Here is an 11,709-nt window from a genome sequence, read left to right as displayed (position 1 = left end):
CCACATTCCCGATACCGGAGGAGTGATTCCGCCCGCCATGACGGATGCCATGCAGCAGGAACGAGAGACCGTCAGGACCGCTCTGCGGTTCCACAACGCCCGGCTCATCGACGGCACGGGGGCAACTCCCGTGGACGACGCCGTCGTTGTCGCCGACGCCGAGGGAACCATCACCTACGCCGGCCCCGCGGCCACGGCGCCCGACGACACCACACCGACGAAGACCGTCGACGCCGGCGGCCGTACCGTCCTGCCCGGCTTCTTCGACTGCCACGTCCATCTCGCGTACGCGCAGGGCTCGCCGCCCGGTCGCCGCGCCGAACTCGACCCCGTGCTGGTCACCTTGGACACCGCCGCGCGGATGCGGCAGACCCTCGACGCGGGCATCACCACCGCCCGCGATCTGGCCGGTCTGTCCGCGGGCTACCGCACCGCCGTCGAGACCGGCCGGATCGTCGGCCCCCGGCTGCACACGGCCGTACGGATCATCAGCCACACCGGCGGCCATGCCGACGTACGCCTGCCGGACGGCACCGACCTGAGCGCCGGGATGTCCGAGATCGCGGACACCGCCGACGCGGCCCGCCTCGCCGTGCGCCGGGTGCTGCGCGAGGGCGCCGACGTGGTGAAGGTCTGCGCGACGGGCGGCATGGGCAGCCCCTACGACCAGCCCGAGGACGAGGGCCTCCTCGAGGAGGAGATCCGGGCCGTGGTCGATGAGGCCAGGCGCCACGGGGGCAAGCCGGTCGCCGCGCACGCCCAGGGCAACGCCGGCATCCTCAACGCCATCCGAGGCGGTGTCACCAGCATCGAGCACGGTTACGGACTGGACGAGCGGGCCCTGGAGCTGGCGGGCGAGCGCGGCACCTTCGTCGTACCGACGCTGTCCACCGTGTACGCCGGCATCAACAAGGACACGATGCCGGACCACCACTACCAGAAGAAGATCCGCTGGTCCGGGCTGACCAAGGAGAACATCGCCCGTGCCATCGAGTACGGGGCCCGGATCGCGCTGGGCACCGACGCCGCCGTCGGCCCGCACGGCGTGAACCTGATGGAGCTCAGCTACCTGGTGGACCTGGGCATGGACCCGATGGCCGCCATCGTCGCCGGGACCCGCACCTCCGCCGAACTCCTCGGCGTCGCCGACCGGTTGGGCACGCTGGCCGCCGGCCGCACCGCCGACCTGATCGTCTGCGACGGCGATCCGCTCACGGACATCGGCGTCCTCGGCGATCCCGCCAACATCGTCTGCGTCGTCCAGGACGGCGTGATCCGCAAGGACCTCCTGCTCCCAGGGGCCACGACCGGAAGGCAGCCCTGATGTCGTCCTCATTGACCGGCCTCCCCGGCCCGGACAGCAAGTCCCCGAGGTCCCCGGACACCGAGCGGCGCGGCGCACTCGACCGGGTGCTCTCGCTGATCGAGCGGGCGGGCAACGCCCTGCCCAACCCGATCGTCCTGTTCGCCACGCTCTTCGTACTCCTGGGCCTCGTCTCCACCGCCCTCGCCCTCGCCGACATCTCCGTCGACGTCCCCGGTACCGACGACACCAAGCCGGTCACCGGACTGTTCACCGGCGAGGGACTGCGCTGGCTGGTGGAGAACCTGATCCCCAACTTCGCGACGTTCCCGCCGATCGGCGCCGTACTGGTCCTGATCATGGTCGTCGGGCTCGCGGAGAAGGTGGGCCTGCTGGAGACCGTCATGCGGGCCTCCCTGGCCCGGGTGCCGCGCGCCGTGCTCCCGTACGCGGTGGCGCTCATCGCCAGTCAGGCACACATGATGAGCGACGTCGCCGCCATCGTGCTGCCGCCGCTGGCGGCCCTGGTGTTCAAGAGCGCCGGACGTCATCCCGTCGCGGGCCTCATCGGCGGCTTCGCGTGCGTGACGGCGGGGTACGCCGCCGGCTTCACCATCGGCTCGCTCGACGCCCTGTACGTCGGCATCACCCAGCAGGCCGCCTCGGTGCTCCCGGCCGCCGACGGACTCGACATCCATCTGCTGATCAACTACTTCTTCACCGCGGCGAGCAGCATCGTGCTCGCCCTGCTCGGCGGATTCCTCATCAGCCGTGTCCTGGAGCCACGGCTGGGGACGTACGCGCCGGCCGCGGACGAGCCCGAACAGCAGGACCTCTCCCTCACGCCCGTCCAGCGCCGAGGGCTGCTCCTCACCGGCCTGGTCGTCCTCCTCTATCTGGGCGCGGTCCTCGCCCTGTGGCTGCCGCCGGGGGCGCCGCTGCGAGGCGAGGGCGGGGCCTTCGTGCCCTCGCCGGTCCTCACCGGCATCGTCCCGGTCCTCTTCGGCGCCTTCCTGCTGGCGGGACTCACGTACGGCGTCACGGTCAAGAAGCTCACCAGTACCGAGGACGCGGTGACCGCCGTGACCGACTCGGTGAAGAGCATGTCCGGCTACATCGTGATGATGTTCGTCGCCGCGCAGGTCATCGCGCTGTTCACCTGGTCCAACGTCGGCGTGCTGCTGGCGGTGAAGGCAGCCGCCCTGTTCAACTCCATGGGAGTGACCGGCTTCTGGGCGATCGTCGTGTTCGTCCTGCTGGCCTCCTGCCTCAACCTCTTCATCGTCTCCGGCTCGGCCCTGTGGTCCCTGGTGGGTCCGGTCTTCGTTCCCGCGTTCATGCTGATGGGCATGAGTCCGGCGCTCAGCCAGGCGGCCTTCCGTATCGGCGATTCGGCGACGGGCGCCATCACGCCGATGAACCCGTACGTCTTCCTCGTCCTGGCCATGCTCCGCCAGTACGAGCCGGAGGCCAGGCTCGGCACCCTGATCTCCCGGCTCGCCATCTTCGTCGTGCCGTTCCTGGCGGTGTGGCTGGTGATCCTGGGGATCTTCTACGGGTTCGATCTGCCGCTCGGGCCGGGTGCGCACATCGGCCTCAAGTGACCGGGTTACGCCGCCGCCACCCATTCCAGGACGACCTTCGAGAATTCCTCGGGGAGTTGCTCCAGGGCGGGGACATGGCCGCCGGACAGGACGCGGGTCTCGCAGCCGAGAGCGGCGGCGAACTTCTCCAGGGAGGGGAGGGAGTAATGGTCACCAGGGGCGCAGACCGCGAGGGTCCGGGCGGTGATGTGGGGCAGTCGTTCGTCCATCACGTAGCGCCGCACCGCCTCATGGCCCTCCTCCACCCGGTCGAGGACGGTCAGCGCGTCGACCATGAACCGGTTGAGCGCGGCCTCCTCCCCTTCCTGGTAGAAGCCGCGGCGCCGGTTCCACAGCTCCCGCAGGTGCGAGCCGTCGGGCTTCGGGTCGACGTGGTCGACGGGTTTGCGCGTGGCTGCCGTACGCCGTTTCTCCTCGTCGACGAAGGAGGTCGCGGACAGCAGGAGGCTCGCGACCCGGTCCTGGTGACGGGCGGCGAGTTCGACTGCGATCACCCCGCCCGTGTGGTGCCCGACGAGATGGAAGCGGTCCAGCCCCAGCGCCTCGATCAGCGCGTCGGCGGCGTCGGCGAACCGCTCGATCGTGTGCGGCCCCTCGGGTTTCGCGGAGGCGCCGAAGCCCAGGGTGTCCATGGCGATCGCCCGGTGTGCGGCGCCGACCAGGGGCAGTACGTCGAGGTACTCGGTCCAGGAGCGCGGGGTCTGGTGGAGCATCAGTACGGGCTCGCCCGTGCCGCATTCGGCATAGTGCAACTGCCCGAAGGGGCTGGGGACATAGCCCTTGTGCAGGGTGTGCGTCATCGGTGACCTGCCTTCGCCGGGGTGGGAGGGGACGCGGGAGCGGAAAGCGCCGGCAGCACCGAGGCGCCGACGGCTTCGATCAGTTCGGTGGGCGGGTCGTAGGAGCCGACGTGCTGGAGGAAGACGCCGGTGACTCCGGTGGTGTGCAGGGTGAGGAGGCGTTCGGTGATCTGCTCGACGGTGCCGAAGAGGCAGAATTCCCGGGCGAATCGGAGGACCGCCTCGTCGCTGATCCAGGCCGAGCAGATCTCGACCGCCCTGTCCCAGTCCTCGGCATGCACGAGGTCCGGGTAGATGCCTTCGATCCTCGCGGGTACGTCGGCCTCGATCCCGGCGAGGGCGAGAAAGGGCGCTCCGCCGTTCTGCGCGATCGAGGCGCAGACGGGTTTGAGCAGCCGGGCTTCGGCCTCGATGTCGTCGGTCACCGCGCAGAACGCGGAGACGGTGAGGGGAATGTCGTCGGCGTTCCGGCCCGCTGCCGCTGCCCCTTCGCGTACGCGGTCGGTGGCGCCCTTCAGCGTCCTCGGCGAGACACCGCTGAGGAGGATCACGCCGTCGGCGATCTCACCGGCGAGCCGCACATTCCTCGGACCGCTCGCGGCCAGGTGCAGGGGTACTCGGGGCTGGGGATCGCGCAGTCGGGAGCGGACCTTGCCCTCGAAGTCCCATTCGTTGCCGTTCAGCAGCGCCCGCACCATGCCGAGGCCCTCGCGCATCGCCGCCGAGGTGGTCTGGCGCAGGCCGATGGGACCGACCGAGCTGTTGCCCACCCCCAGGCCGAGGGTGAAGCGGCCGGGGGCGAGTTCGGCGACGCTGCGGGCCGCAGACGCGACGACAGCCGGATGGCGGGTCGCCAGGTTGGTGACCGCCGTGCCGAGGCCGATCTGTTCGGTGCCCAGGGCGGCGGCGGTCAGTGTGGTGAACACGTCCCGCCACAGGAGCTGGGAGTCCGGGAACCAGACGTCGTCGAAGCCGAGTTGCTCCGCTCGTCGTACGGTCTCGACGACACGGTCCGCGCGGTCGCAGGGCGGGACACGGATGCCGACCCTGAGCGGCGTCCGCGTGACGCTCACGCCCGCTCCCCCGCCGCCGCCAGGTCGAGGGCGACGTCGGTGATCATGTCTTCCTGGCCGCCGACCATGCCGCGCCGTCCGACCTCGACGAGGATGGCGCGGGTGTCCAGGCCGTAGCGGGCGGCGGCGGTCTCGGCGTGGCGCAGGAAGCTGGAGTACACCCCCGCGTAGCCGAGGCTGAGGGTTTCGCGGTCGACGCGGACGGGACGGTCCTGGAGGGGTCGTACGAGGTCGTCGGCGGCGTCCATGAGCGGGAACAGGTCGCAGCCGTGTTGCCAGCCCATGAGGTCGGCGACCGCGATGAACGCCTCCAGGGGGCAGTTGCCGGCGCCGGCGCCCTGTCCGGCCAGGGAGGCGTCGACGCGCGTGCAGCCGTTCTCGACGGCGATGACGCTGTTGGCCACGCCCAGGGCCAGGTTGTGGTGGGCGTGGATGCCCAGTTCGGTGGCGGGGTCGAGCACGTCGCGGTAGGCGCGGAAGCGGTCGCGGACGCCGTCCATGGTGAGCCGGCCGCCGGAGTCGGTGACGTACACGCAGTGTGCGCCGTAGGACTCCATCAGCTTCGCCTGGCGGGCCAGTTCGGCGGGCTCCGCCATGTGGGACATCATCAGGAACCCGGCCACGTCCATGCCCAGCTCGCGCGCCGCGTGGATGTGCTGGGCGGAGATGTCCGCCTCGGTGCAGTGGGTGGCGATGCGCACCGAGCGGATGCCCAGGGCGTGGGCCTGCTTCAGATCGTGCACGGTGCCGATGCCGGGCAGCAGCAGGGTGGTCGGGGTCGCCTGCCGGACGGCGTCGGTGACGGCTTCGATCCACTCCCAGTCGGTGTGGGCGCCTACGCCGTAGGTGATGCTGGAGCCGGACAGGCCGTCGCCGTGCGCGATCTCGATGGCGCGCACCCCGGCCGCGTCCAGGGCGGTGGCGATGGTCCTGGCCTGCTCGACGGTGTAGCGGTGCCGGATGGCGTGCATGCCGTCGCGGAGGGTCACGTCCTGTACGTACAAGGTGGTCACTTGGCCGCCTCCGTCCGGTGTGCGGCCAGGCGTTCCGCGGTGCGCAGCGCGGCCGAGGTCATGATGTCGAGGTTGCCGGCGTAGGCGGGCAGGTAGTGGGCGGCGCCCTCCACCTCCAGGAACACCGACACCCTCACGGGGGCGGGGTCGGCGGGCACGAGCATGCGCAGCGGGTCGTCGGCGGGGACCTTGTCGAACTGCACCCTTTGTTTCAGCCGGTAGCCGGGTACGTACGCCTGGACCCGTCCGACCATGGCCTCGACGGACGCGGTGACGGCCTGCTCGTCACAGTCGGAGACGAGGCAGTGCACCGTGTCCCGCATGATCAGCGGCGGTTCCGCGGGGTTGAGGACGATGATCGCCTTGCCGCGGGCCGCGCCGCCCACCTGCTCGATGGCGGAGGCGGTGGTCTCGGTGAACTCGTCGATGTTGGCCCGGGTACCGGGGCCCGCCGAGCGGGAGGCGATGGAGGCGACGATCTCCCCGTAGTGCACGGGGGTGACGGCCGAGACCGCGGCCACGATCGGGATGGTGGCCTGGCCACCGCAGGTGACCATGTTGACGTTTCCTGCGCCGAGATGGGCGTCCGCGTTGACCGGCGGCACCACGTACGGGCCGATGGCGGCCGGGGTGAGGTCGACGACCGTGCGCCCGAGACCGCGCAGCACCTCGTCATGGCGGCGGTGGGCGCCGGCCGAGGTGGCGTCGAAGACGATCCGCACGTCTGCGAACTCGTCCATGGTGACCAGCCCGTCCACGCCCTGGTGGGTGGTGGCGACCTTCAGACGGCGGGCGCGCGCCAGGCCGTCGGAGTCCGGGTCGATGCCGGCCATCGCCGCCATCTCCAGGCTCTCCGACAACCGCAGCACCTTGATCATGAGGTCGGTGCCGATGTTGCCCGAGCCGATGACGGCCACCTTGGTACGGATACTCACGACCGGTCTCCCTCCGTCGCGAACTCGGCCGCCACCCGGCCCAGTTGACTGATACGCGCCTCGAACCGGTCCCCCGGGGCGGCTACCGCCATCGGGCCCAGCGCCCCCGTCAGCACCACGTCCCCGGCCCGCAGCGGATCCCCCATCCCGGCCAGCGTCGCCGCCAGCCACACCGCCGCGTTCAGCGGACCGCCCAGGCAGTCGGCACCGGTGCCCTCGGAGACCACCTCGCCGCCCCGGGTCATCGTCATCCGCACCCCGCGCAGATCCAGACCCGCCAGCGGTACGGGGGTGCCGCCGAGCACGAACAGGCCGCTGGAGGCGTTGTCCGCGACGGTGTCCACCAGGCTGATGTCCCAGCCGGCGATCCGGCTGTCCACGATCTCCAGCGCGGGCAGCGCGAAATCCGTCGCCCGCAGCACATCGGCCACCGTGCACTCGCGATGCGGCAGATCGGCCCCGAGGACCAGGGCCACCTCCGCCTCCACCTTCGGCTGCAACAGCCGCCCGGCCGCCACCCGGCCCCCTTCCGGGACCGCCATGTCCGCGAACAGCGCCCCGAAGTCCGGCTGGTCCACACCGAGTTGGGCCTGCACGGCGGGTGACGTCAGACCGATCTTCCGGCCGACGATCCGCCGCCCGGCGGCCACGCCCCGCTCGACGTTCACCCGCTGCACCGCGTACGCGGCGTCTACGTCACCTTCGGGCAGCAGCGCGCGTACGGGCGGGCAGGCCGTACCCGTGCGCCCCGCTTCGACCAGCGTGTCCGCGACCTTGATCACCTCGGGGGCGGTCATGAGCTCACCCCCGATGCCCCGGATGCCCCGGACAACAGCGGCGACTCGGCGTCGACGGCACCCACGCCGCTCGCACCGCCCGGCGTCCCCAGCGGTTCCGTCCGGCCGGGCAGCACCACCTCGAAGAACTGCTTGTTGTCCTCGCGGTGTTCGGGTTCGGCGCGCCGGTCGACGGTGATCGCCTGCTCGGGGCAGGCGACCTCGCAGGCCCCGCAGTCGATGCACTCCGTCGGGTTGATGTAGAGCTTGCGGGCGCCTTCGTAGATGCAGTCGACGGGGCATTCCTCGACGCAGGACCGGTCCATGATGTCGACACAGGCCGACCCGATGACGTACGCCATCTCAGTTCTCCTTATCGGTGGAGTGCCCGGGGAACAGCTGGGCCTCCGGGTCGATGACGGTGGCGGCGTTGTTCACGGCGGTGGCGACCTCGCCGAAGCCGACGGCGATGAGGCGCACCTTGCCCGGGTAGTCGGTGATGTCGCCCGCGGCGAACACGCGGGGGACGTTGGTGGCCATCCGGGTGTCCACGGCGATGCGCCGGGCCTGCAGGGTCAGGCCCCAGTCCTTGAGCGGGCCGAGGTCGGCGGTGAAGCCCAGGGCGGCGACGACGGTCTGCGCCGGGAGGAGCCGGGTGGTCTTGTTGACGCGGTGCCGGATCTCCGCCTGCTCCAGGTGCGCGGAGCCGTGCAGCGCGCTCACCTCGGAGTCCACGATGATCTCGATGCCGAGTGTGCGGACCTTCTCCACAGTCGCGGCATGGGCCCGGAAGCGGCTGGTGCGGTGGACGAGTGTGACGGACCGGGCGATCGGGGCGAGCATCGCCGCCCAGTCGAAGGCGCTGTCGCCGCCGCCGACGACCACCACGTCCCGGTCGGCGTGGTCGGCCGGGCTGGGCACGAAGTAGACCTGGCCGCGGCCGAGGAAGGTGTCGCCGGCCGGGAGGGGACGCGGGGTGAACGTGCCCACTCCCCCGGTGATCACGACGGCTCCGGCGTGGACCGTGGTCCCCTGGTCGCTGCGTACGACGGGATGGCCGTCCGCGTCGTGGGAGAGCTCGACCGCGCGATGGCCGAGCAGGTAGACGGGCCCGTACGGCTCGGCCTGGGCGACCAGGTTGTCCACCAGGTCGCGGCCGCGCACCGACGGGAATCCCGCGATGTCGAAGATGGGCTTCTCCGGGTACATGGCGCTGATCTGGCCGCCGCACTGGGGCAGGACGTCCATGACCGCGACCCGCAGCCCGCGGAAGCCCGCGTAGTAGGTGCCGTAGAGGCCCGCGGGCCCGGCGCCGATGATCAGGACGTCGGTCTCGATCCGGCGCGACTCGTCCGTGCTCACCGGCACGTCGGATAGAACGCTCATGGTCTGGGAGCGTATGGACGGCCGCGATCCCGCCCAACGAGTCCGTTCCGGTGAGCAGGACGCCTTGCTTATGCGGACCCGGGCAGCGCTGGGATGGTCGGCGTCCGACGATTTCCCGCCAGCGGAGGACCCACATGCGTACGGACAGAGAACCACGGCTCGGTATCAGGCTCAGCACCATGACCGCCGCCAGCGCGGCACTGGTCCTCACCACGGCCTGTACAGCCGGTTCGACGGACTCGGCAGGGGTGTCGTCGGCAGGGAAGCCGACCGTGCGGGTCGCCCTCGGCGTCGACGCCTCGTATGCGCCGTTCTACCTGGCCATGGAACGGGGCATGTTCGAGAAGGCGGGCGTCAACGTCGAGCTCGTGAAGACCGAAGGCGGTCCCGCGGCGGCCGAGGCCGTGTCCGCGGGCACCGCGCAGATCTCGGCCAACGCCGACTCCACCGCCCTGCCGCTGATGGCGTCCAATCCCGGGCTGCGGTCCCTGGGCGTCTTCCAGTCCTCCGACCGCTACCTCAAGGTCGTCCTGCGCGATGGCATCACGTCCCCGAAGCAGATCAAGACGATGGCGTCGATCGGCGGGCTCGGTCTGTACGCGACGCACCAGTATCTGCGCCACAACGGCATCGATCCGAAGTCGGTGAAGATCCCGCAGAGTTCGCCGCCGGAGATCCCCGGCATGCTCAAGCAGGGCTCGATCGACGCATACATCCTCTTCGAGCCGTGGGCGGCGAAGGGCGACGCCGACGGCGGTCATATCGCCGGGCGCATCGGCGACTTCGGGGTGAGGTACGTGCAGTGGCTGCTCACCGACCAGAAGTGGCTCAAGGACAACGAGGAGGTCGCCGGCAAGGTCTTCAAGGTGGTGGCCGCCGCGGACAAGCTCGTCGCCGACGACCCCGCCGCCGCGGCGAAGGCCTCGAACCAGCAGGTGAAACTCCCCGCGGCGGAGACGACGAAGGTGCTGCCGGAGATCACCTTCGCCGCCCGCGGCATCAACGACACGGATGTCACCGAGTCGAAGAAGATCGTCGACTTCCTCCTCGACCAGAACCTGATCAAGAAGTCGCCGGATCTCGGGACGTCTCTGCTGAAGGGCTGGTACGAGCAGCACGCGAAGTGAGTCAGAGCTGCGTGAGTCCGACCTGCCCTGTGACGCAGGGAGCGCCGTCGTCCTTGAGGACCGAGACGTCGAGCGTCACCCGCACTCCCTCGTCGCAGGGCTCGGTCGTACGTACCGTCGCGGTCCAGGTGAGCTTCTCCCCGGCCACGGCGGTCGCCCGGTTGCGCCAGCTCACCGACTCCAGGCGGGCTCCGGGTCCGGCCCACTCCAGCGCGTACCTGCTGAGCGTCTCGCCGTGCAGCGTGGACTGCACGACGACGTCCGGGAAGCCCTCCGAGGCGGCGAACTCGGCGTCGTAGTGGATGCGGTGGGAGTTCCACGACACGGCGCTGAACCGGAACAGCTGCAGCCTGCTGTGGGAGTACAGGCGCGGCGGGCAGACCTGCCCTTCGGCGGCAGCCGACGTCATGCGGCGACCCCGCCGTCCAGGACGACGATCGTCTCGTCCACGGCCATCAGTTCCTCTCCGTCCTCCGCGGTGAAGCGGGTGGTGACCCCGAGCAGCACGAACTCGCCCGACTGGCCGCGCCGGTGATCGGCCGAGGTGACCGCGCGGGAGGCGGTGACGCGGGCGCCCGCGACCGGGGGGCGGCCCACCCGGACCGACTCGCCGCCGTGCACCTGGCGTACCGGCAGGCCCTGCGTGCAGGGCGATTCGCGCAGTGCGAGCCCGTCCGGGCGCAGTTCGCCCTCGACCGGGCCGTCCTCCCAGCTCAGCGTTCCGGCGAGGAACAGGGCGGGGGCGGCGACCGGTTCCCCGGCCGCCTCCTGGGCACGGGCCCGGCGGATGTAGTCCGTGTCATTGAGTGCGGCGGCGTACCGGCAGAAGTCCTTCACGCCGAGCACGCCGCAGTCCTCGCTCTCCCACTGCCCGACCAGCTTCCGGGCGCGGGAGAGCACCTCGTCCAGTACCGCGGTCATGTTGTGCCGGCTCACCGCAGCGACCGGCTGATTCCCAGGGCGGCGGTGCGCAGTGCCGTGGCGTGCCCGGAGGGGTCCATGCGGTAGGTGGGCGCGGTGATGGACAGCGCGCCGACGAGCGTGGACTGGCTGCCGAAGACCGGCACGGCCATACTCGTGTAACCCAAGCGGATCTCCTCGGCCTCTGTCGCGATGCCCTCCGCCCGGATCCGCTCCAGTTGGGCGCGCAGCCGGCCCGGTGAGGTGACCGTGTGCCGGGTGAACGGCTTCAGCCCGCTCCTGACCACCTCGGCGAACAGCGAGCCGGGAGAGTAGGCCAGGATCGCCTTGCCGGTGGCCGTGCAGTACAGCGGCAGCCGGCCCGCCACCCGGGACTCCTCGTTCAGGCCGCGGTGCGGGAAGATCTTCTCCAGATACACCACGTCGAGGCTGTCGTGGATGGCGAAGTGGATGGTCTCCTGGGTGGCCAGCAGGAGGTCCTCCATATACGGCTGGGCCACCTCGCGCAGGATGCGCTGCCGGTGCACGCGCTGGCCTATCTCGAACAGCCGCAGCCCGAGCCGGTAGTCGCAGCCCGTCCGCTCCAGCAGGCCCCACACCACCAGCTCCTGGGCGAGCCGGTGCACGGTGGCCTTGGCCACGCCCGTGCGGCGCACCAGTTCGGCGAGCGAGAGGGCGTTGTCCTCGACGGTGAACGCCTCCAGGATCGGTCTGACCTTGCCAAGGACGGAGTTCATCGGGTCGGGGCAGGAGGCGGGGCTGTCTCTTAGA

The 11,709-nt window shown here is 70.7% G+C and carries 13 protein-coding genes; 3 read left to right on the top strand and 10 right to left on the bottom strand.

Annotation, left to right across the window (positions count from 1 at the left end):
- Window positions 1-37: 37 nt before the first annotated feature.
- Together G5C60_RS03090 and G5C60_RS03085 are read left to right on the top strand one after the other, a co-directional pair.
- The gene (locus G5C60_RS03090) at window positions 38-1,324 is read left to right on the top strand and encodes a metal-dependent hydrolase family protein (protein WP_165254599.1); all 1,287 of its coding nucleotides are present in this window, start codon (window positions 38-40) and stop codon (window positions 1,322-1,324) included.
- Window positions 1,324-2,907, top strand: coding sequence for an AbgT family transporter (locus tag G5C60_RS03085; RefSeq protein ID WP_165254598.1), 1,584 nt, complete (start codon window positions 1,324-1,326; stop codon window positions 2,905-2,907). Before G5C60_RS03090 ends, G5C60_RS03085 begins: the two co-directional genes overlap by 1 nt.
- Window positions 2,908-2,912: 5 nt before the next feature.
- Here G5C60_RS03085 and G5C60_RS03080 read toward each other — a convergent pair whose 3' ends face one another.
- From G5C60_RS03080 to G5C60_RS03050, 7 genes are read right to left on the bottom strand one after another with little or no spacing between them, the layout of a single operon-like run.
- Window positions 2,913-3,707, bottom strand: coding sequence for an alpha/beta fold hydrolase (locus G5C60_RS03080; protein WP_165254597.1), 795 nt, complete (start codon window positions 3,705-3,707; stop codon window positions 2,913-2,915).
- On the bottom strand, window positions 3,704-4,780 hold the full coding sequence (locus tag G5C60_RS03075) for an LLM class flavin-dependent oxidoreductase (protein WP_165254596.1): 1,077 nt from the start codon (window positions 4,778-4,780) through the stop codon (window positions 3,704-3,706). The genes G5C60_RS03080 and G5C60_RS03075 overlap by 4 nt, the downstream gene beginning before the upstream one ends.
- Window positions 4,777-5,793 (bottom strand): 4-hydroxy-2-oxovalerate aldolase, encoded by a 1,017-nt coding sequence (gene dmpG, locus G5C60_RS03070; protein WP_165254595.1) that lies wholly within the window; start codon window positions 5,791-5,793, stop codon window positions 4,777-4,779. Before dmpG ends, G5C60_RS03075 begins: the two co-directional genes overlap by 4 nt.
- On the bottom strand, window positions 5,790-6,722 hold the full coding sequence (locus G5C60_RS03065) for an acetaldehyde dehydrogenase (acetylating) (protein ID WP_165254687.1): 933 nt from the start codon (window positions 6,720-6,722) through the stop codon (window positions 5,790-5,792). The genes dmpG and G5C60_RS03065 overlap by 4 nt, the downstream gene beginning before the upstream one ends.
- A gap of 2 nt (window positions 6,723-6,724) precedes the next feature.
- Window positions 6,725-7,525 carry a 2-keto-4-pentenoate hydratase gene (mhpD, locus tag G5C60_RS03060; RefSeq protein WP_165254594.1) on the bottom strand — a complete coding sequence of 267 codons (801 nt, stop codon included), beginning with the start codon at window positions 7,523-7,525 and terminating at the stop codon, window positions 6,725-6,727.
- Window positions 7,522-7,866: a ferredoxin gene (gene fdxA, locus G5C60_RS03055; protein WP_165254593.1), complete on the bottom strand. Its 345-nt coding sequence runs from the start codon at window positions 7,864-7,866 to the stop codon at window positions 7,522-7,524. The genes mhpD and fdxA overlap by 4 nt, the downstream gene beginning before the upstream one ends.
- Before the next feature lies 1 nt (window position 7,867).
- Entirely contained in the window at window positions 7,868-8,890 is a 1,023-nt protein-coding gene (locus tag G5C60_RS03050) for an NAD(P)/FAD-dependent oxidoreductase (RefSeq protein WP_165254592.1), read from the bottom strand.
- Between the two features lie 179 nt (window positions 8,891-9,069).
- Between G5C60_RS03050 and G5C60_RS03045 the strand changes: the two genes are divergently transcribed.
- Entirely contained in the window at window positions 9,070-10,017 is a 948-nt protein-coding gene (locus G5C60_RS03045; protein WP_241266462.1) for an ABC transporter substrate-binding protein, read from the top strand.
- Window position 10,018: 1 nt separating this feature from the next.
- On the opposite strand, the gene G5C60_RS03040 is transcribed toward G5C60_RS03045, so the two are convergent.
- The 3 genes from G5C60_RS03040 to G5C60_RS03030 form a co-directional block, all read right to left on the bottom strand.
- Window positions 10,019-10,426, bottom strand: a complete 408-nt coding sequence (locus G5C60_RS03040; protein WP_165254590.1) for a hotdog family protein — start codon at window positions 10,424-10,426, stop codon at window positions 10,019-10,021.
- A complete protein-coding gene (locus tag G5C60_RS03035; protein ID WP_165254589.1) occupies window positions 10,423-10,938 on the bottom strand; it encodes an FAS1-like dehydratase domain-containing protein in 516 nt (171 codons plus the stop codon). Before G5C60_RS03035 ends, G5C60_RS03040 begins: the two co-directional genes overlap by 4 nt.
- Window positions 10,939-10,949: 11 nt before the next feature.
- On the bottom strand, window positions 10,950-11,709 hold a 760-nt coding region (locus G5C60_RS03030; RefSeq protein ID WP_206439045.1), incomplete at its 5' end, for an IclR family transcriptional regulator.

Origin of the sequence: Streptomyces scabichelini (assembly GCF_011045015.1) — a bacterium.
Classification (GTDB): domain Bacteria; phylum Actinomycetota; class Actinomycetes; order Streptomycetales; family Streptomycetaceae; genus Streptomyces; species Streptomyces scabichelini.
Note: the sequence above shows the minus strand (reverse complement) of the source record. Positions and strands in the feature narration are given on the sequence as shown.

What these genes read in the sequence shown, in the direction of transcription:
- G5C60_RS03090 (WP_165254599.1), top strand. Translation starts at nt 38, where the DNA reads ATGACGGATGCCATGCAGCAGGAACGAGAGACCGTCAGGACCGCTCTG.
- G5C60_RS03085 (WP_165254598.1), top strand. Translation starts at nt 1,324, where the DNA reads ATGTCGTCCTCATTGACCGGCCTCCCCGGCCCGGACAGCAAGTCCCCG.
- G5C60_RS03080 (WP_165254597.1), bottom strand. Translation starts at nt 3,707, where the DNA reads ATGACGCACACCCTGCACAAGGGCTATGTCCCCAGCCCCTTCGGGCAG.
- mhpD (WP_165254594.1), bottom strand. Translation starts at nt 7,525, where the DNA reads ATGACCGCCCCCGAGGTGATCAAGGTCGCGGACACGCTGGTCGAAGCG.
- fdxA (WP_165254593.1), bottom strand. Translation starts at nt 7,866, where the DNA reads ATGGCGTACGTCATCGGGTCGGCCTGTGTCGACATCATGGACCGGTCC.
- G5C60_RS03050 (WP_165254592.1), bottom strand. Translation starts at nt 8,890, where the DNA reads ATGAGCGTTCTATCCGACGTGCCGGTGAGCACGGACGAGTCGCGCCGG.
- G5C60_RS03045 (WP_241266462.1), top strand. Translation starts at nt 9,070, where the DNA reads ATGACCGCCGCCAGCGCGGCACTGGTCCTCACCACGGCCTGTACAGCC.
- G5C60_RS03040 (WP_165254590.1), bottom strand. Translation starts at nt 10,426, where the DNA reads ATGACGTCGGCTGCCGCCGAAGGGCAGGTCTGCCCGCCGCGCCTGTAC.
- G5C60_RS03035 (WP_165254589.1), bottom strand. Translation starts at nt 10,938, where the DNA reads ATGACCGCGGTACTGGACGAGGTGCTCTCCCGCGCCCGGAAGCTGGTC.